This is a genomic window from Pseudanabaena sp. FACHB-1998 (assembly GCF_014696355.1).
Lineage (GTDB): Bacteria > Cyanobacteriota > Cyanobacteriia > Pseudanabaenales > Pseudanabaenaceae > Pseudanabaena.
In genome coordinates this window covers 139762-160971 of the sequence record NZ_JACJQA010000033.1, presented here as the reverse complement: position 1 = coordinate 160971, position 21210 = coordinate 139762, and the positions used below count along the sequence as shown (strand labels likewise).

The 21210-nt window shown below is 44.3% G+C and carries 11 protein-coding genes; 7 read left to right on the top strand and 4 right to left on the bottom strand.

The window, feature by feature from the left end:
• Positions 1 to 5: 5 nt before the first annotated feature.
• Entirely contained in the window at positions 6 to 1208 is a 1203-nt protein-coding gene (sat, locus tag H6F42_RS14545) for a sulfate adenylyltransferase (protein WP_190400085.1), read from the bottom strand.
• Positions 1209 to 1513: 305 nt separating this feature from the next.
• Between sat and H6F42_RS14540 the strand changes: the two genes are divergently transcribed.
• From H6F42_RS14540 to hisI, 7 genes are all read left to right on the top strand, one after another.
• Entirely contained in the window at positions 1514 to 2677 is a 1164-nt protein-coding gene (locus H6F42_RS14540) for a 1-deoxy-D-xylulose-5-phosphate reductoisomerase (RefSeq protein ID WP_190400084.1), read from the top strand.
• Positions 2678 to 2873: 196 nt separating this feature from the next.
• Positions 2874 to 4760: an AMP-binding protein gene (locus H6F42_RS14535; protein ID WP_190400083.1), complete on the top strand. Its 1887-nt coding sequence runs from the start codon at positions 2874 to 2876 to the stop codon at positions 4758 to 4760.
• A 126-nt stretch (positions 4761 to 4886) separates the two neighbouring features.
• Positions 4887 to 5351 carry a YlqD family protein gene (locus H6F42_RS14530; protein WP_190400082.1) on the top strand — a complete coding sequence of 155 codons (465 nt, stop codon included), beginning with the start codon at positions 4887 to 4889 and terminating at the stop codon, positions 5349 to 5351.
• Between the two features lie 69 nt (positions 5352 to 5420).
• The gene (locus H6F42_RS14525) at positions 5421 to 6995 is read left to right on the top strand and encodes a B12-binding domain-containing radical SAM protein (protein ID WP_190400081.1); all 1575 of its coding nucleotides are present in this window, start codon (positions 5421 to 5423) and stop codon (positions 6993 to 6995) included.
• Between the two features lie 191 nt (positions 6996 to 7186).
• Entirely contained in the window at positions 7187 to 8548 is a 1362-nt protein-coding gene (locus H6F42_RS14520) for an AIM24 family protein (protein WP_190400080.1), read from the top strand.
• 203 nt (positions 8549 to 8751) lie between these two features.
• Complete coding sequence (locus tag H6F42_RS14515; RefSeq protein ID WP_190400079.1) at positions 8752 to 10398, top strand: radical SAM protein; 1647 nt, start codon at positions 8752 to 8754, stop codon at positions 10396 to 10398.
• 64 nt (positions 10399 to 10462) lie between these two features.
• A complete protein-coding gene (gene hisI, locus H6F42_RS14510) occupies positions 10463 to 10798 on the top strand; it encodes a phosphoribosyl-AMP cyclohydrolase (protein WP_190400078.1) in 336 nt (111 codons plus the stop codon).
• 39 nt (positions 10799 to 10837) lie between these two features.
• On the opposite strand, the gene H6F42_RS14505 is transcribed toward hisI, so the two are convergent.
• The 3 genes from H6F42_RS14505 to H6F42_RS14495 form a co-directional block, all read right to left on the bottom strand.
• Complete coding sequence (locus H6F42_RS14505) at positions 10838 to 13537, bottom strand: response regulator (protein WP_190400077.1); 2700 nt, start codon at positions 13535 to 13537, stop codon at positions 10838 to 10840.
• 77 nt (positions 13538 to 13614) lie between these two features.
• Positions 13615 to 15267 carry a methyl-accepting chemotaxis protein gene (locus H6F42_RS14500; protein ID WP_190400076.1) on the bottom strand — a complete coding sequence of 551 codons (1653 nt, stop codon included), beginning with the start codon at positions 15265 to 15267 and terminating at the stop codon, positions 13615 to 13617.
• A 483-nt stretch (positions 15268 to 15750) separates the two neighbouring features.
• The gene (locus H6F42_RS14495; RefSeq protein WP_190400075.1) at positions 15751 to 21207 is read right to left on the bottom strand and encodes a methyl-accepting chemotaxis protein; all 5457 of its coding nucleotides are present in this window, start codon (positions 21205 to 21207) and stop codon (positions 15751 to 15753) included.
• Between the last annotated feature and the right edge of the window lie 3 nt (positions 21208 to 21210).

The following is a 21210-nucleotide window of genomic DNA, read 5'->3' as shown; positions in this document are numbered from 1 at the left end:
TTTTGTTAGATTTCAAAGCCTGTGGAAGCTTCCTCGATCGCCATTTTGTGCATCACTTTTGCAAGCTCGGCGGCGACTTCGGGACGGGAGAACTGAGGAGGCGGACATTCGCCACGACGGAGCATCTCGCGGACTTTTGTACCAGAGAGATGAACTCGCTCTTCGGGCAAGCTGGCGCTGGTTTTGGTGGTAGCCATGCCTTCGGTACGCTTGCAATAGAAAGCATGTTCAAACATTAAAGGAATGATGCCAAGTTCGCCAATTTCAAACTCATCGAAAATATATTGCGCGTCATAGGTTCCGTAATAGTCACCCACACCCGCATGATCACGCCCGACGATAAAGTGAGTGCAGCCATAATTTTTGCGAATCAAAGCATGGAAAATTGCTTCACGAGGACCTGCATAGCGCATCGCCGCAGGATTAATGGCTAAGGTGACCCGATCTAGAGGGAAGTAATGTTCTAGCATGATCTCATAGCAACGCATCCGCACATCGGCGGGTACGTCATCACTCTTAGTTGCGCCGACTAGAGGATGGAGGAATAAACCATCAACAATTTCCAACGCACATTTTTGAATGTATTCATGGGCGCGATGGATGGGGTTGCGAGTTTGGAAGCCGACAACAGTACGCCAGCCTTTTTGAATAAACAATTCGCGGGATTCCGCAGGATCGATTTGATAGGTGGGGAAAAGCGGATGGGGACGGCGCTCTAGTAGCCATACATCTCCAGCGAGATAGACATCACCTTGGTTATAGACAACTTTTACTCCTGGATGGCGATCTTCATTGGTGCGATAGACGTGGAGTGCTTCCTTAAGCTTGTCGTATTTATATTTTTCGCTTAGCTCCAGTACGCCAATAAAAATACCGTTGGGATCGTCGAGGCGTACTAAATTGCCAATTGTTAAAGTGTCTGCTACTTCGGGGGATACTGGCAAAGTGATAGGAATTGACCAAGGCAAGCCATTAGCAAGACGCATATTGATCACGACCGAATCATAGTCGGCTTTGCCCAAGAAACCTGTGAGGGGGCTAAAACCACCGATCGCAATTAGTTCCAGATCGGACAGCGATCGCTCAGTCAATTGCACACGGGGCAAGTGGTCAGCTTTGCTATAAAAGACTTCTTTTTGTGCCTCTGAGGCAATGCGATTAATCAGTTGACCACCATGGGGTGCAATGCTTTTGAGTTGTCGAGCCATGACTTTTAATTTGAAAAGTGAGTTAAAAGGGTGTGAATTACAAGCTTTGAAAAGATCGCTTGTGTAGAATTATTAATTTTATGTTAACTTTTTTTGTCAACAAAATTTGATTTTGGTCTATTCCTACCTAAGAAGTTAGTAGGGCGGCGCTTCGCCCCGTCCTACTAACTTCTTGGATTTTAAAAACTAGAAGATGGCAGCGCAAAGTGTGGTTATTTTCTGGATCTAGATTCGATCGCGATCGCTCAAAAATTTATGCAAGACTTTAAGCACAACTTTAATAAATAATTAACAAGCCTATTTTTATGAAACGTATTACTCTGCTTGGCTCTACTGGCTCCATTGGTACACAAACGCTTGATATTGTCGCGGAATATCCTGAAAAATTTCAAGTTGAAGGTATGACCGCAGGGGGAAATATTGAGCTTTTTGCCCAGCAGATACGTAAGTTTCAGCCTGAAATTGTAGCGATCGCGAGTGAAACTAAACTTGCCGAACTAAAAGAAGCGATCGCCGATCTAACCGTAAAGCCGATTATGCTCGCAGGAGCCGAAGGCGTAGAAACTGTTGCTTCTTACGGAGATTCTGAAGCAGTTGTCACAGGAATTGTCGGCTGTGCAGGGTTATTGCCCACCATCGCCGCCATCAAAGCTGGGAAAAATATTGCCTTAGCCAACAAAGAAACGCTGATCGCTGGTGGGGAAGTGGTCGTGCCATTGGTGAAAAAGCATGGCGTGAAGCTATTTCCAGCCGATTCGGAACATTCAGCTATTTTCCAATGTTTGCAAGGAGTACCTGAAGGTGGACTGCGGCGGATTATTCTCACGGCTTCGGGTGGCGCTTTTCGCGATCGCCCCACGGAAGAACTTGCCTCTGTCACCGTTGCCGATGCCTTGAAACATCCCAATTGGGCGATGGGAAAAAAGATTACGATTGATTCCGCAACTCTAATGAATAAGGGTTTAGAAGTGATCGAAGCCCATTATCTCTTTGGTGTGGATTACGACAAAATCGAAATTGTTATTCATCCTCAAAGTATTATCCATTCGCTAATTGAATTAGAAGATACTTCCGTATTGGCGCAACTGGGCATTCCCGATATGCGGTTACCTCTGCTCTATTCCCTTTCTTATCCTGATCGCATTCCCACACAATGGGAACGCCTCGATCTTGTCAAATGCGGCACGCTCACTTTCCGCGCCCCTGATCATCAGAAATATCCCTGCATGGAACTAGCCTATGCCGCAGGTCGCGCAGGTGGAACGATGCCTGCGGTCTTGAATGCTGCTAATGAACAAGTAGTAGAGCTATTCCTCCAAGAGCGGGTGCGGTATGTGCAGATTGCCGATCTGATTAAGCATGTGTGCGATCGCCATAATTGTGTTTCTAAGCCAGAACTTGAGGATATTCTCGAAGCCGATAAATGGGCAAGAAGTGCCGTAATTGAACAAGTTATGCTTAAAGTCTAGAAAATCTAGGATTTACGCAATATAGCAAAGCAAGAGTTAGCCAGTACAAACCAAAACCCAAAAAGCGAGTGGCGGCGCTTCGCGCCGCCACTCGCTTTTTAGGTTTTATTTCCTAAGCAAAACTTACATTGCTATAGTTTTAAATACGATTTCTTATAATCTCAAATAATTAAGAATTAGTAAAATATTTACTCCTATGCCTAATTCCTCTCAGCCATCCCAAGTAACGCAGTTTAATAGTCTCTGGCAACTATGGCGGCAAGGAGCCGAAGTGCATCCCGATGCGATCGCCCTCTACGATCCCCACGCGAAGCCGCCCGTCAGAATTTCCTATAAAGATACCTTTGAGCAAATTAATCAATTCGGAGCAGGCTTGCGATCGCTAGGGGTAAATTTTGGTGACAAAGTGGCTCTCATTGCCGATAACTCCCCAAGGTGGTTAATTGCTGATCAAGGGATTTTGGCGATCGGGGCGGCAAATGCTACCCGCAGTTCGCAGGCGGAACGTAGTGAACTGCTTTACATCATCGAGCATAGTGATAGCGTGGCGATCGTGGTTGAAAATCTAGCCACGCTCAAAAAATTAGAGCCAGAGCTGCATAATTTACCCGTCAAGCAAATTATTTTGTTGTCGGATGAAACACCACCTGAAGGAGCCTATAACTTTCAGCAACTCTTAGCCAAAGGCAGTGGCAAAGATCTAGGTAATCCCCCAATCCAACGCGATACGCTTGCCACCCTAATTTATACCTCTGGTACAACTGCTCGACCTAAAGGAGTGATGCTCACCCATGGGAATTTTCTCTACGAAGTAGAAGCCGCACAGACAGTTTTACAACTCAAAGTTAATGAGCGAGTTCTCAGTATTCTCCCCACATGGCATTCCTACGAACGCACCTTTGAATATTTTATTTTTTCCCAAGGATGCACCCAGATCTATACCAACCTTCGCACCATCAAAAAGGACTTAAAAGAGCATAAACCCCATTACATGGTCGCAGTGCCGCGCTTGTGGGAATCAATATATGAAGGGGTACAGAAAAACTTTCGCGACCAGCCCGCTAGTAAGCAACGCTTAGTGAATTTTTTTCTAAAAAACAGCCAAAAATACATCACGGCAAAACGGGTCGTCCAAGGCTTAAATGTTGAAAATCTCTATCCTTCTCTAGGCGACAAATTTGCCGCATCACTGGTAGTTTTAAGCCTATGGGCAGTTCATAAACTTGGTCATAAATTGGTTTATCAAAAAGTCCGTGAAGCAACGGGCGGCAATTTCAAATACATCGTTAGTGGTGGCGGCTCGATCGCCGAACACCTTGAAGACTTCTATGAAATTGTCGGCATTGAAATTTTAGGTGGTTATGGCTTAACGGAAACTTCGCCCATTACCCATGTGCGCCGCCCCGATCGCAATATTCGGGGTGGCGATGGACAACCATTTCCCCGCACCGAAACCCGCATTGTGGATTTATCAACTCGCGCCGATGTGCCAATTGGTCAGCAGGGCTTAGTGCTAATTCGCGGACCACAGGTGATGCAGGGTTACTACAAAAATCCTGAAGCTACGGCAAAGGCGATCGATCCGCAGGGCTGGTTTGACACAGGCGACTTAGGCTATGTCAGCAAATGGGATGACCTCATCATCACAGGTCGCGCTAAAGATACGATTGTCTTAACCAATGGCGAAAATATTGAGCCTCAGCCCATTGAAGATGCTTGTATCCGTAGTCCCTATATTGATCAAGTGGTACTGGTGGGGCAAGATCAGAAACAATTAGGAATTTTAATTGTTCCTAACCTCTCGGCACTAGAAGCCGCAGGTTTCATTCCTGCTGAATCTACTTTGGCAAGCATTTTGCCCACCCTCAACGATCTCAAAATTCGTAATCTCTATCGAGAAGAACTCAATCGCGAAGTTCAAAACCGCCTCGGCTATAGCATTAACGATCGCATTGGAGTATTTGAGTTCTTGCCCGAACCCTTTACTATTGACAATGGCTGCCTAACCCAAACATTCAAAATTCGACGTAACATCGTATTTGAGCGTTATCAAGATATTATTGACAAAATGTTTAATTCATAATTTGACTGAAGCTATGCCTCTCTCAAAGGAAAATGGCAGTCATGTAATGTAATTTTGTTGTTGCGGGGGCGCTTTGCGCCCCCCAACAACAAAATTAGGAAAATAACTTAGTAAACGGAGATAAGTGTGAATTCGATCGATTTTTCTAATCAGCTTTTATTGCGTCGCACCGCCAATATTCAAGTAGTTGTGACGCAACGCTGGAAAGAGGAAATGCAGCAACAACTGCAATTGCAAATTTCGCAAATTGATGCCCAAGTGCAACAGGTTGACGCTCAAGGCTCTCGCCAAATCAATGAAATTGAACGCCAAAGCATCAAGCCTTTTTCTGCGGAAGTATCCAATGCGATCGAAGGCATTCGTTCGGAAATGAATCGCGTCAAGGCTGAATTATTAGAACAAAAGAATCAATTGTTGACCCAATTGACCCAAGTGCAAAATTTGGAACTAGAACAGGAAGTTGCTCAAGGTCAGCTTGATAGCTATTTTCCTGCGGGTAAAGGTGATAACTTGATCGCCAATATGCGTGTCGAAATTATCTTGCGCGACGGTGTGATCGAAGATATTCGCACTGGTTTCCCAACTGTCTAAATTTTTACATAGCGCCTCTCAACAGGAGGCGCTATGTAAAGTATCCGCCCACTTAAAACCCCAAAAGATATGAACGTTCTACTGGTTTACCCACTGTTTCCAAAAACATTTTGGTCTTACGAAAAAATCCTAGAGCTAGTAAATCGCAAGGTGTTACTACCACCTCTAGGCTTGATTACTGTTGCGGCGATCTTGCCCCAAGAATGGAACTTTAAATTGGTCGATCGCAATGTGCGCTCGATTACAGAGGCGGAATGGCAATGGGCGGATATGGTTATCCTGTCGGCAATGATCGTCCAGAAAGATGATTTATTGTCATTGATTAAAGAAGCAAAACGTCGCGGTAAAAAAGTTGCTTGTGGCGGACCCTATCCCACTTCGATGCCTGAAGATCCTCAAGCCGCAGGTGTGGATTATTTGATTTTGGATGAAGGCGAAATTACTTTGCCAATGTTTGTCGAGGCGATCGCTAAGGGTGAAACCAGTGGCATTTTTAGAACCAGCGAAAAGCCTGATGTTACTAATACGCCCGTACCGCGCTTTGATTTATTAGAATTTGACGCATACGACTCGATGTCGGTGCAGTTCTCACGCGGTTGCCCCTTCCAATGTGAATTTTGCGACATTATCGTACTTTACGGACGCAAACCCCGCACTAAGACTCCTGCTCAGTTACTCGCCGAACTTGACTATTTATATAGCCTTGGCTGGCGGCGCGGCGTATTTATGGTGGATGACAACTTCATCGGCAATAAACGTAATGTGCGCTTGCTCTTGCTCGAACTGAAGGAATGGCAAAAAGAACATGGCTATCCCTTCCGATTTAATACTGAAGCTTCCATCGATTTAGCCGCCGACCAAGAACTAATGGATCTGATGGTGGAATGTTATTTTGATGCCGTGTTCCTTGGGATTGAAACTCCTGATGAAGATAGTTTGCAGATGACCAAGAAGTTTCAAAATACAAGATCATCACTGCTTGACTCTGTTGAAGCAATTACTAAAACAGGGATTCGCGTCATGGCAGGATTCATCATCGGCTTTGATGGTGAGAAAAAAGGAGCAGGCGATCGCATTGTCCGTTTTGCAGAACTAACAGGTATTCCGACGACAACATTTGCGATGCTGCAAGCATTACCCCACACTGCTCTCTGGCATCGTCTCGAAAAAGAAGGAAGGCTAAGAACTCAAAATGGGAACTTAAATCAAACTACCTTAATGAATTTCGAGCCAACGCGCCCCGTTGAAGAAATTGCCCGCGAATATGTGGAAGCCTTTTGTGCTTTGTACGAGCCGCACGCCTATCTCGATCGCGTTTACAGCTATTTCTTAAAGTTGGGCGCACCCAGAATCAAAGCTGAAGCAAAACTGCCCACACTCACCGACCTCAAGGCTCTAGCGATTATCGTTTGGCGGCAAGGAATTAAGCGCGATACCCGCTTTAAGTTCTGGCATCATCTATTCAGCATGATCAAGCGTAATCCTGCGGTATGGGAACATTACCTAATCGTCTGCGCTCACAATGAACACTTCATGGAGTACCGCGACATCGTTCGTAGTGAAATTGAATCGCAGTTAGCTGCTTATTGGAAAGAAGAAGAACGTATTCAGAAATTAGAACAGAAATCAGCGATCGCTGCTTAGTTTAGTAAAAGAAATTTTTTAAAAGGCTGGCAAAGCTAGCCTTTTAAAAAATTTCTTAGGTTTGGGTTTAATAAAACGCTGTAGAAACTGGGCAATTAATGGAGAGATTTTAAAAGCGTCGCTTTGCGACGCTTTTAAAATCTCTCTATACTAATTACATACGTGATTGTAGGCTCAGGGCATAATATTTTATGAAACTGATATTTGCCATTGTTTTATGGCTGGCAAATAAAGCCATAAGCATCGCCTTACTTATTGCTGTACTAACAGTTCTATTTTCGGCGACTACCATCCTTAAACCAATTGGGCAAGATCTCTGGAGTCAACTTTCTGGAAAAGATATTCAGGAAGTTATCAACAGGATCAACAGAGATATCAAGCAACTTGAGATCAATACAAATCCGCAGTTTAAGTCAAAAATCAACCTTTTGAATCAGGATATTGACCTCAGAATTAAAGCAGAATGTAATATAGATATCCCTTGGTATGAATTTTATCGTTTCGATATAAGATTGCAAAAAGAGACTGCTTGCGAATTATTAAAAAAAGAAAAAGCAGTATATCAACGCTTAGAAAAAGAATATCTCGAACGCGAGCAGCAATTGAGAAATCTTAAGGAACAGTTAACCCAAAAACTCTTCCAACTTGAAGAATCAGAACAACGATTGGATCGAGTATGGAAACTATTAGTTATAAATTTTCAAGAGAACTGGATATATATTTTTTGCACCATTTTTCTTGTTTTATTTGCTTCTCCATTATGGAAAGCTTGGTGCTTTTTCGGAATTGCCTATTTTGCAGAAAAGTTTCCTCCCATTCAATTAACTGATCCCATAGCTGATGGAAATATTTTTTATAAAAATGCAGAGAAGACGGTCAGTATAAGGGTTGATCTGTTCAATCCTTTATATATGAGAATGGATTCCATGAATCAATATGATCGTAATCTGAATAAACGAACTAAATTATTTTGGAGATGGTCTGCTCCATTTATTAGTTATGCATCGGGATTAGTTGAGCTAACAGAATTTACGACTAAAAGTACAGTTGAAGATGGAACGGTTGTTTTATCTCCCAAAATAGCAAGTAACTACATTACTGAAGTACAGTTGCAACAACATCCAGGAGTTGTGATGCATCCTGCTTGTATTACGGGGATATCTGGAGATATCCAGTTAAAGACTCGATGGATATGGAGTTTTCATAGTTGGATGACAGGACAGCATCGATACATTATTTTTCATGGCACAGGAAAGCTCTATTTAGAAGGGAGTGGGGGCATATATGTAATGGAAACATCGCCAGCAAAGACAAGTGTTGAAAGTCATTTATTGATAGGATTTGATAGCCGACTGGGCTATTCAACTATCCGTACAGAGACATTTTGGCCATATTTTCGTAATAAAGTCTCATTAATTGATAATCAATTTTCTGGAAAAGGTGTATTTTTGCGCCAAGCTGTTGCTCCTAAGAAAGAACTTACCCCACTAGAAAAAAATTTCCAGTTTATTAGTAACTTCACTAGCATCGTCGGCAAGTTTTTTGGTTTTTAGAATTATGTAGTAATTAGCTCAGCATCGTGGTGCTTTCAAAAAACCTATTTTGGGGTTTTCAACGCCGAAGGCGTTGAAAACCCCAAAATAGGTTTCTTAACGAGAATTGCTGATTTTTCATGAGTATAAAGACTACCCATTGCATCACCCTTTATAATAGGTGCAGATCATAATCAATCAAAAACAAGCCCCAACTACAAACAATGCGTGTTTTACTCGTCTATCCGTTATTTCCAAAAAGCTTTTGGTCGTTTGAAAAAACCCTAGAATTAGTTGGTTATAAGGCTCAGCTTCCACCCCTTGGCATGGTCACTGTTGCCGCGATCTTGCCGCAAACATGGGAATTTAAATTAGTCGATCGCAATGTGCGTGATATCACCGAAGCCGAGTGGGAATGGGCGGAAGTGGTGATTCTCTCAGCTATGATTGTGCAGAAAAATGACTTTCTAGCGCAAATCCAAGAGGCGAAAAAACGCGGTAAATTAGTTGCTGTTGGGGGGCCTTATCCGACTGCTTTACCTGAAGAAGCGAAAGTTTCAGGAGCAGATTTCTTAATCCTTGATGAAGGCGAAATTACGTTGCCGATGTTTGTCGAGGCGATCGAAAGAGGCGATCGCACAGGTATTCTCAGATCCAATGGCGAAAAACCTGCGGTTACGGATACGCCCATCCCTCGCTTTGATCTCCTAGAGATGAACCGCTACGCCGAAATGTCGGTGCAGTTTTCTCGCGGTTGCCCCTTCCAATGCGAATTTTGCGACATTATTGTTCTCTATGGACGTAAGCCCCGTACTAAAACTCCTGCTCAGATTCTCGCAGAATTGCAATGTCTCTATGATCTCGGTTGGAGACGTAGTATTTTCATGGTCGATGATAACTTCATCGGCAATAAGCGCAATGTGAAGGTGATGCTGCAAGAGCTAAAGCCTTGGATGAAAGAGCGCAACTATCCCTTCTCCTTTGCCACGGAAGCATCGGTGGATCTTGCCCAAGATCCTGAAATGATGCAGATGATGGTGGAATGTAACTTTGGTTCAGTGTTCCTTGGCATTGAAACTCCTGATACCGATAGCCTTGCTCTCACGAAGAAGTTCCAAAACAATCGCGATCCGCTTTCAGAATCAGTGATTAATATTGCTAGAGCAGGGATTCGGGTGATGGCAGGCTTTATCATCGGCTTTGATGGTGAGAAAAAAGGAGCAGGCGATCGCATTGTTCAATTTGTAGAACTCACGGCAGTTCCTACGGCTCTCTTCAGTATGCTACAAGCTTTGCCTGATACTGGCTTATGGCATCGCTTGAATAAAGAAGGTCGGATGATCACCCAGAATAGCAATGGGCATCAAACCACTTTGATGAACTTCATGCCCACTCGTCCTTTGGAAGATATTGCAACGGAATATGTTCATGCTTTCTGGACTCTCTACGATCCATTAGTATTCCTCAATCGCACCTATCGCCATTTCTTGATTCTTGGAGAGTCTCAGTACAAGCGCATCAAGCGTGAGAAAACCGATCAAAAGAAGAGAACCGATTGGACTGCGATCAGAGCTTTATTAATTCTTTGCTGGAGACAAGGTTTCGTTCGTAAAACCCGTTTCCAATTCTGGATTAATCTCTTTGATTTGATGAAGCGTTATCCAAACGTGGTCACCAGCTATCTCTCAGTCTGCGCTCAAGGCGAGCATTTCCTTGAATATCGCTCGATTGTGCGTGAACAGATTGAAGCTCAACTTGCTGATTATCTCGCCAATCCTCCTGTACTTCAGCCCAAGGTTCAAGCAGTGGAAATCAAGCCAGAGCTTCAAGAAGTCGGCGGTGATCGCGCCCTTGAGCGTAAAGCTAGCTAATACAAAAGCACAAAATGGCGTAGCCATTTTGTGCTTTTGTATAAATCAGATTTAGTATAAAAATATGGCAGATAATTGGATTGATAGTCTGAAATATGATGAAAAGGGGTTAATCCCCGCGATCGCGCAGGATGCTGCGGACGGCACAATTTTGATGATGGCATGGATGAATCGCCAAGCGTTGGAACTAACGGTAAATACTGGTGAAGTGCATTATTGGAGCCGATCGCGTCAGGAATTATGGCATAAGGGTGCGACTTCGGGACATATCCAGAAGCTCAAAAAAATATATTACGATTGCGATCGCGATGTTATTTTAGTCAAAATTGAGCAGGTTGGGGATATTGCCTGTCATACGGGAGCAAGAAGTTGTTTCTTTACTGAAGTTCCATTACAGTAAAAGATAATCCTCATTTCGCAAAGCGAAATGAGGATTATCTTAAATATTGATTAGCGTACTAACTTTGCTGACTAGTTCACTGGTCGAGAAGCCCTTAGTTAAATAATCCGTAGCACCAAGACGGCTAGTTTCTCGCGACCATTCTTCCGCAAGACGGGAGGAAATCACAAGAATTGGCATTTCATAGCCTGCCTGACGACAGCGATCGATTAGCGTAAATCCGTCCATATTAGGCATTTCAATATCTGTAATCAGCAAGGCTGGCGGTTGATGACGTTGGAGCCACTGCCAAGCTTCCATACCATCATCACAGCTGGTTACATCATAGCCCTGTGGCGATAGACTGCTCTCAATCCGACGACGCATGAGAGCCGCATCATCTACTACTAGAATTTGGCGATCGCTTGATCGTTCTAAAACAGAAAGATGATCTTGAGAATTAAAGGTAACTAAATCAGGCTCCGTGGAGAAGAACGCTTCCACAAAGGAAATCGCATCAATTACAGGAATTAATTTTCCGTCAGGCATCAAGCTCATGCCCAGCAAGCCTATGGGATTAATTAATGGTGAAGGTAGAGGATTAACCAACAAATCACTCTGTCCAATCAGAGTATCCGCAATTAGCCAAACCCCATGCTCTGCGTCGGCACGGTTGCTTAATTTACTATCAGTTTTCTTTGTCCGAACGGCGACTGCGGTGGGTAAAATCGGACGAGTTTCACTCTGTCCTTGCCAATATTGATACAAATCGATCGCAGGAACGGCTCCGTGGGATTCCATCACTTCTATACTGTAGTTAGCATTTTTAGATTTCTGCCAAAGTATACTTTCGACTAATGTGGTGGTGTAAATCTCCGATGTAGGCACAGCAAAGGTACGGTCAAGAGCCTGTAAAAGCATACAGCGAACAAATAAATGGGGCACAGGTAATTGAATCGTAAAAGTAGTTCCTTTGCCGATTTGCGAAGCGAGGTTTAGCTTGCCCTTAATCTGTTCTATTTGACTTGCTACCACATCCATTCCCACACCACGACCAGAGATATCACTGACCGCAGTTGTAGAAGTAAACCCCGATTGGCACAGCACTTTAAGCAATCGCTCGGTGGTACTAGTATCCGCAAGCGGTAATCCTTTAGCTTTGGCGATTTGGCTGATGCGCTCAGGATCGATGCCCCGTCCATCATCACGCACAACCAAGTCGAACATGCTACCGCGTCGTTTGAGGGCAAGCTCAATTCGACCGTGAGAGGGTTTGCCTAATTTTTCCCGTTCATTCGCAGGTTCTATCCCATGATCGAAGGAGTTCCGCAGGAGGTGGAGGAGTACTGGTTCTAGGCTCCGAAGTGTGCCTGCATCTAGTTCTAGCTGCTCACCAATGATTGTAAATTGGACGGATTTACCGAAGCGGGTGATCAAGTCACGCAAAATTCCCCTTGCTCTGAAGGCTAGAGACTCAAAGGGAACAAGGCGACTTTCTTCAATGGTTTGTTGCAGATTGCGTAAGCTGCGATCGAGTACTTGAATACTTTCGGAGGTGCGTCTGGCGGATTCACCTGTTTCGGAACCTAGCTCAATTAGACGGAGACTAATTTCGAGAAGTCGGTTAATAGCGGTGTAGCCCTGTCGATAACGCTCCACTTTTAGCCCATCTTGCTCACTAGATACATCTAGCAAAGCGTAGTCATCTTGGACTTCGCGCAGTTGGGTAATGTACTGCACACTGTTTTGCGCTAAGGAAACTAGGGGCAGTAAATTGGCATAAACGGATTGATAAAATCCCTGTGTCGCACGGGTTGCCATTAAGGTTTCCACAAGATATTGCGACGATCGCTCTAGGCGATCTAAAGGTACAGGAATTTGTACATCGGCGGTCGAAATGATTTGCGGATTAGCCAAGGATGCAGCTTCGTGGATATTTTCCTTAGCCGTTTCTCGTAATTCCTTGGCGATCGCCAACTTTGCTTCAGCTAGTATTTGTTCTGGCTCAATCGCAAAAACTCCACCTTGACGAGCGCTGTCCTTGAGCTTTTTGAGAAAGGGCATCCATTCCTGATGCCATACTTCGCAATCAAGGCGATCGCATAGGGCTAAGCCTGTTTGCAAAAAATCTTGCCAAGCCTTAGCTAAATTAATTTCTGTGCCGATTTCTTGCAATTGAGCAATGGTCATCTGGGCGGCTTCCACAGCTTCGGGAGAGACTTCACCCGTGGGTGGTAAATCCTCGATCGCCATTTCTAAATCCAGCGTCACCAAATCAAAGCCCTGATCGGCAAATTCTTGCTGAACTTGCCGCATCTCGTTCCATTCGGGCAAGTATTCACTTTGAATGCGATCGCGCAGACTTTGGATGTAGCGTACCGACGCATCGGCATCACTGGCTTTTGCCGTCTTAGGGCTGTCCATCTGCACAGTGGCAATTAGTAATTCCCCCGCTTCGATTAAAGACTGGGTTAATTCCCCATCCTCTAAAGGTGGCGCAACTTCGAGATAGCGCAAGTCCGACAATAAATCTTCCAATATCGTCGAGACTTGCAATACCGCCTGAAAGCCCACTGTGACGGAACCCCCTTTAATAGTATGAACGCAGCGATAGAGTTGTTGAATGTCCTCTTTCCAACTAGCCGTATTAAGCTGGCGGACGGTCTGGACATAGAGCTGCAAATATTTCTGCGTATCTAACTCAAAGAGAGTACGCAATTCTTCTTGCAGTTGTAAATCATCAAACTCAGAATTAGCCATTATTTCGCGTTCAACTGATTATTGCGATGGTTGCGGAATTAGGTAAGCGGTGATTACCTAGTTCTATGGAGATTAAATTAGGCAACAGAACGACCATTCATTAATGGGAGGCTATCAACTTCGAGTACGTCCATATCGTCAAGCTCGCCACCCTCACTTGCCACAATTGACGGTAAGCGGAAAAATTGTACCCTTTCTAGTAATTGACGTGCTAACATCCCCATTTTGCCCGATTGCTCACGGGTAAACTGTGCCTGAGAAGCAGAACGCTCGGCGATCGCTTCAATATCTTGAATCGAGGCTAAGCTAAATTTAACCGCGTCGGCGATGGAGCCAGAAGACTCAGTTACCGATGCGCCGATTTCTGCTAATTCCTCTGTAACCGTGGCGATATTGGTAAATGATTGTTCAGAGCTATTAACACTATTCGTAAAGTCGGACACTAGGCTATTTACATCACGAACGTCTTGATCAATGCCCGATACAACCACATCCACAAATCCCGTCCGTTGTTGCAACACCACCAGACCTTGATTGGTTTGGGTTGCCAGTGAGTTGACCTGTGAGGCGATCGCTTCAAATTCCCGCGCGACGGAGACAAACTGCTCAGGATCGCGTTGCTCCAAAGCTCTAGTGGCAACCATGGAGGCGTTAGTCGCTAGCACCTGCGTCAAAGAGGCAAGTCGCTTTTGATCTAATACAAATTGTTTGGCGAGAGCCACGAATTCGCCGAGGTTTTTAATTCTCTGCACCATCTGCACCGTTGCCGCTTGCAGTGACTCAATCGAAGCCGTCAGATAAATAATTTGTTCTTCCCCCTGTCTCACCGCCGATCGCACCCTCTGCACGGCTCGGTTCGCGGCGATCGCCTGTTGGGCTGCATCTTGGGCTAGTTGGTTTACATCCTCAATCCCCAGACGGGCTTGCACCACTAGGGCTTCCTGCTGCTCGGCGTTTTGAGATACCGCGATCGCTAACTGTTCAAGACGCTCTGTTCTAAAGGTAACCTGCTGCGCCGTTTGTAACACCGCCGCCATAACCTCCGCCAACTGCTCCGATAATCGGTTAAGCGTATCAGCGATTAGCCCCGTAGCATGGGGACTCACTTCCGCCTTGGCAGTTAAATCTCCCAATTCTAGATCGGATACCACATCTAAAAGATGAGAAATCTCATCTTGGAAAATGCCGTTTTGGACTTCCGCCTCCATCTGCGCTTCGGATTGCTCCACCTTGTTTTGCGCCAAATTTGAGGTCATCAGGTTAAATACATCCGCCAGCTTACCCACCTCATCCTTTGCCCCCGTTTCTACGGATGCGGTAAAGTTACCTGCGGCATATTGCCGAGCGATCGCTTCTAAGCCCTTAATCCTTTTACTAAGAGATCCACCAATAATTAGTCCAAATATAGAACTGATAACGATCAAAATGAAACCCAAACCAAACACCAATAGTGTGGCATCGGTTAATTGTTTTTGAGCCTCTGGGCTGACAATAGGTGCAAGGCTGCTATTCAAATATAAAGCGGCGATCGCAAAGCCAGCGAGAGACAAAAAACTCGTTGTGCCGATCGCAAATAAAACTTTGAGACTAATCGGTAAATTGTTTAACCAACTACTTTGATTGGAAGCTTGTCTGGATATTGGGGCAGCAGCAACAGCAGCCTTCCTCTTTTTTTTTGCACTAGATTTTGCACTAGATTTTTTGCTTGAAAAGGGAGGTTTGTTTGCCATATCTTTCCATATTTAAACTTGAGGAATATTGCGAGATAGGAGCTTAATTACTTAGTTCTCACTAAGCTTGCTAAGCTACCTACTCTTAATATTAACAACATACATGTTTGTGTTACTTCTCTAGAGTATGCTTCGCAACAATGTCGAAAAAAGTGTCGTCCCGTTACCCTCCAGCAATTGTCGAGCAAAGAACCAAGAATAATTTTGGAAGCGTTGCGAAGCAACGCTTCCAAAATTATTCTTGGTTCGGATTTGGGCGCAAAGCGCTGTAAAGCATCCTCTAGCCACGTGAGTTTTAAAATCTCCATAGGATTGTCGGCGCTTCGCGCCCACAATCCTTTTTATTGAGCCATTTGGCTTAAATGTTAATTTTCAGCTTGAATTTGCTTTAAGTCGCTGGGCACAATTGAATATAAAACCCCAAAAGTTCTTTTGGGGTTTTATATTCAATTCAGAAAAGAGTAGTTACTTTCCTGAGCTTCTCTAGGGACTTTCATCAGTCTTAGGTGGCACTTTTGGCTTAGCTGGAGTTTGAGGCTTTTCCTCTACAACACTATCTAAATCGAAGGAACTTGATAGAAAATTATCAATTTCTTCTTTAGCACTAGCAACTGATTGACCAACTGATTGACTAAAGGGATCGTTTAAATCGCTAATTGATTCCTCAAAGGCATCAAAATCAAAGTCTAGGGGCGTATTATCCTGAGATAAATCTAGAGATTCCACATTAGCGCTATCTAAAACAAACGGGGCGTTAGTTTCATCAGGAGTCAGTTCATCTAGACTCATAGGTGAGGCAGTAAAGTCATCATCCGATTCATCGATCAAGCTGTCCAACAAGTCATTGGTAAAATCATAACTAGGGGCAGAAACTGGAGTCGTAGATATATCGACTAAAGATGGAGTATCTAACGACTCTAAAGTATCATTGGCAAAATCATCCGTAGTCTCGTCCATACTACTGAGTTCTTCAAGCCAATTTGTCGAAAAATCTAGCCCCAGATCGGTATCTAATGACATCTCCTCTGGGTCTATTTCTTGTGGGGCAACATCGCGAGGTGATTTAAGTGTATCTAAAGATTCAGGGGAGCCAAAGTTGAGATCGTCTAAGCCCTCTGACATATCATCAGCTAAATTATCAAAAATGGAAGTCTCATCAAAGTCTAGGCTGTTTGCAGTTGATACGGACGATGAAAAACTATCATCCTCTGAGGTTTGAAAGTTTGTCTCACTAAAATCCATCAATCCTAAATCGGGTTTTAAGCCTTCCGCAAAACCATCCAATTCATCAGACGATTCTGAGCCAATTTCTTCGATCAGATCTAGGGATTCGGTGAAGCTAAGGTCAGAACTAGCTTCTGGCTCATCATCTAAGCTATTAGCAAAGCTTGGCAAATCATCAGTAAATGGGTCTGCAAATGTTTCATTATAGCTAGGTGCTTCGGTAGCTAATTCATCCAAATCATTCAAAATATTGGCTGGTTCGGTCTGCGAATTATCTAAGCTACTAAATGACTCAAACTCATCAGCGGCTTCAAAGGATGTATCAAAGCTAAAGACCTCATCTATATTCCCAGCATCAGTTTCCTGAACCTGTGATAAATCAGACAAACCAAAAGCTGTGTCATCGCCAATAGAAAAATCGGCGATCGCTTCATCCATATCTAACTCTGGGAGATGATCTAGATCGTTGCTTGGAGTTTCGGTGGCGATCGCTTCAGTAACCATTGAAGCCTCAGCGACTTCTTGATCTAGGTCTAAAGAGTCTAATCCATCTAGTTCAGAAATAAAGGAATCCGCATCCTGTGTATCTTCATCAATCGAGAAGGTAAAATCTTCAACTCCTTGTGGTTCTGAACTTGCTGGAGCTAAATTAGCCAAATCTTCAGGCTCTAAATCCTCCATCGAGAGACTTGTTTCCAATTCCAAGAAAAATTCTGAGGATGGAGATTCGGCAGAGGTAGATGATGTGTCAAAATCATCTTCAGTAGATGATCCCAAGAAACTATCGCTATCTACAAAATCATCAAATTCGTCAAATTCATCCAGATCCTCAGATCCATCACCACTTGACAAGTCCAGATCAAAGGTGGAATAGGATTCTTGAGTAACGGGAGCATCACTCAACTCTGCTTCTATTGATTCAGAATTAGGGAATGATTCTAGAGAATCTTCGATCGCTGTACTATCTGGATAGTTATTAAGAGCTTCATCTAGAGCTTTATCAAAAGGCGATTCATCAAAAGATGTGTCAAAGCTATCAATAAAAGCTTCGTTGGGCACATTTTCTGAAGTTGTTTCTAAAGAGTCGTTTAACTCGGAATCAGCTACATAGTCATTGTAATCAGAAAATACATTCGCTTCTTGATTATCAACAGAAGTATCAGTACTCTCTTCAAAATAGCTGCCATAACTGCTATCCAACTCACCAGCAGTAACTGTTCCGGAATAGTCAGCATAGTCGATATTTAAATCAGCCGACTCTTCAAAAGAATCTGTTGCTGCATAGTCGTAGTCTAGGTCTAGATCAGTAGAAGCTGTATCCGCATTGGTTTCTGCGTAATCTCCATAGTCAAAATCTAGATCACTAGAAGAACTTTCTTCTAGCGAGTTGAGATCAGCAATTTCTGCCATACCCATGTCTGGATAGTCGCTATTAAAGACAGCTTCGTTGCTGTAGTCTATCAAGTTAACCGCTTGCTCTAACTGCGGATCTATTCCAAACGCATCTTCTAAATCAGTTGATTCATAGCCAGATTCCAAGGGATTTACAAGATCTGATGTAAAGAATGAATTGGAGTTATCTAAAGTGGATTCCATTTCGATAGACGGCATAGTGAAGTCTTCACCATCATCCATATCAGGAATTGAGAAGTCAACGGAAGTCGGTAAATGGGCAAGAGTTTCGTCCGACAAAGGGGAGGGAGTGCCAAAGGCTGTATCTTCTAAAAATGATGATGTTGCTGAAATAATCATCGGATCGTTAGATACTCCATTGATCGCAGATTCATCAACCCCTTCCATGGGATTTTTGAGGGCGGATATATCCTCTTCGCTACTCTCATCTGTGTCAAGGGATTCTTCGTCCAAGAATTCATCTTCCGCGTATACTTCCTGTCGGAGATCATCAAGGAGAGATCTCTCAATAACTGATATATCTGTTAGCTCCGAGTAAGCATTGATGTCTTGTTCTTCGGGAATTTCACTGAAATGATCGGAGGATTCGCTAATGAAACTTTCTGGGGCAATGGTTTCATCGTGATATGCTGCGAAATCTGCGTCTAGAGACGGGCTATCCGCTTCAATCTGTACAAATTGCTGAGATAACTCGCCGCTTTCGTCGTCCAGATTCGGCATATCTAGTTCTAGGGAATCGATCGCATAATTGCTCTCGAATTCACTTTCTGGCTCACTTTCTGGCTCGTTACTCAGGGATTGACTAACAGCAACAGCCGCCGTAGTTACGGCGATCGCTGGTAATACTAAACCTAATCCATTGCTGTCTTCAGTGCTAGATTCTGGCTCAGGGCTGAGGAAATTCTGTACTGGGTCAGATTCCACTGAGTCATAGGGTTCAGAGGCTGTGGTGGCTGCCAAGCTATTAGCAAGAGCAGATTCTGGTAAGCGGAAAAATTGAATACCTTGTACGAGTTGTTGGGCTTGATTTCCCATATCCTCCGCCTGTTGACGGGCGGATCTGGTCAAGTCGGCTGTGCGATCGGCGAGTTGCGCGATTTCACTGATGTAACTCGCAGTAGAGCCTGCGGCTTCAGCAATTTCAGTACTAGAATCAGTAATTGCTTGTCCAATTTGCACAACCTCTTCCGTCGCCATTTGAATGCTATTAAAGGCTGATTGAGAGGCTTCTACACCCGTTGTAAAACCAGAAACTAGTCCACTTAAGTTTTGAACTTCGGCATCGATCGCCGTTACCACAGTTTGGATCTGGGAAGTACGCTGTTGCAGGATCGTTAGTCCGTCATTGGTTTGAGTCGCAAGGTCATTTACCTGACCTGCGATCGATTCAAATTCACGGGCTACGCTAGTAAATTGTTTGGGATCTTTTTGTTCAGCAGCGCGGGCAGCTACAAGGGTAGCGTTGAGCGCGAGGACTTGAGTGAGGGAAGCGATTTGTCCTTGATCCTGTACAAATTGCTCGGCTAAGCCCACAAACTCGCCCAAGGTTTTCATCCGTTGTACGATTTGTGCTGACCCTGACTGCAAAACGCTAATGCCTTCGGTGAGGTTGTTAATCGCGCTTTGCCCTGAAGCCACGGTTTCCCGTACTTCTTGGAGAGATTCATTGGCGACATTGACCTGTTCTGCTGATCGCTGGGCAATGGTAGCTACCTGCTCGGTCAGGGCTTGTCCTTGGGCAACGGACTGGGCTTGCTCGGCGGTATTTAGCACCACAGTTCGAGCTAGCTCTTCGAGGTCGGCGGCTCCCTTAGCCACCTGTTGAGCAGTACCTAATACACTCGAAATAATTTCGACTAATTTCTCTCGCAAACGGTTGAGAGTGTCGGCAACTAGTCCTGTAGCGCGATCGTTAACTTGAGCTTCGATGGTGAGGTCACCTTCTTCCATGGATGAAACTACATCAAGTAAGTCTCCTACCTCAGCCTCCATCAGATCGTTTTCGGCAGAGCTATTCTGTGAAGCCGTAGGTTCTTCGTTTATATCCGCCTGTTTCAGTTCTGATCGCAACTTTATTTCTTGGGTTTTAACCTGTTGCAAGGTGCTTTTTAGGGACAGACTGAGTTGCTCAATTTCATCTTTGCCGCCCAGATTAGCACTAGTACCATGTTGCGCTAAAAAACGATCGCATTCTTCAGTGATCGGCTTGAGACGAGTTTTTAAAGAATTGACAAATCCTAATACGGCGATCGCGAGGATGGCACTGATCCCCAGAGCGGTTCCACCAACTAAGATCATTACCTTGTTGATGATTTCTGCCTCTGGCAAGTAAGCCGCCACAATCAAATCACTACCGTCGAGCTTACGGTAAGCCCAGAGATTACCTCCTGTCTGAGCAATACCTGACGGCTGAGCTTTAGCTTGCTGCGCCAAAGTGTTCAGGGATTCCGCGATCGCAGGATTTTGGGCTTGCGTTGCTTGAAACTTATTAGAAGCGGTAATAACTTTGCCACCGCCACTCACGATCACTAAGCCAATTTTGCTTTCACTACTAGAATCGGGATTAGTTGCCGTATCGACTAGGGCTAATAAATTATCCGCGATCGCATCGGCATTAACCACACCCAAGATCTTTTGTCCATCACCTATGGGCGCACTATAGGTAATGATATTTTTACCTACAGCACTATATGGCTCAGACCAAGCTGCCTTGCCCTTAATAGCCGTTTTAAAGGATGCGGTATTGGGAATATCTGGACGATTTCCACTCAAAAGTTTGTCGTTAGGGGCAGGAAGCTTTTGACTAGAGCCTTCCACCTTTAACCCCACCCCTTCTTTCCAAATGTAGGGGAAGAGCGGCTTTGGCGTGGCAAACAGTTGATTTTCGTTCTGAGCAATCCCTAGTCCCGCAATGGATTCATTTCTTTGCAATCCTTCGGCGGCTAGCTTTTGATAGACCTCAGGCTTGGGCTTTGAGGCAGCCAAAGTCTTTGCTGAATTCGCAACCTCCACCACAGTTTGACGCACATTAGCGAGTTTAGAGTCAAACTGACGAGTTTTCGATTCTGCGGATTGATCTACTTCCCGCTTTGCATTGCTGAGCAATTCTTGGTAAACGAAATATCCTAAACCACCCAAACCAATCAGCGAAGTGCCAATCGCAATTAATAACAAACCTAAACCCATAGTACCCTTAGGTTTATTCTGCTTAGGGGCGCTGGATGATTTAGGCGATCGCTTAGGACTTGGCTTACTGCTCTTGCCTAAAGAAGGCTCGGGGGTTTTGTTAGATTTGCTTGCCATACG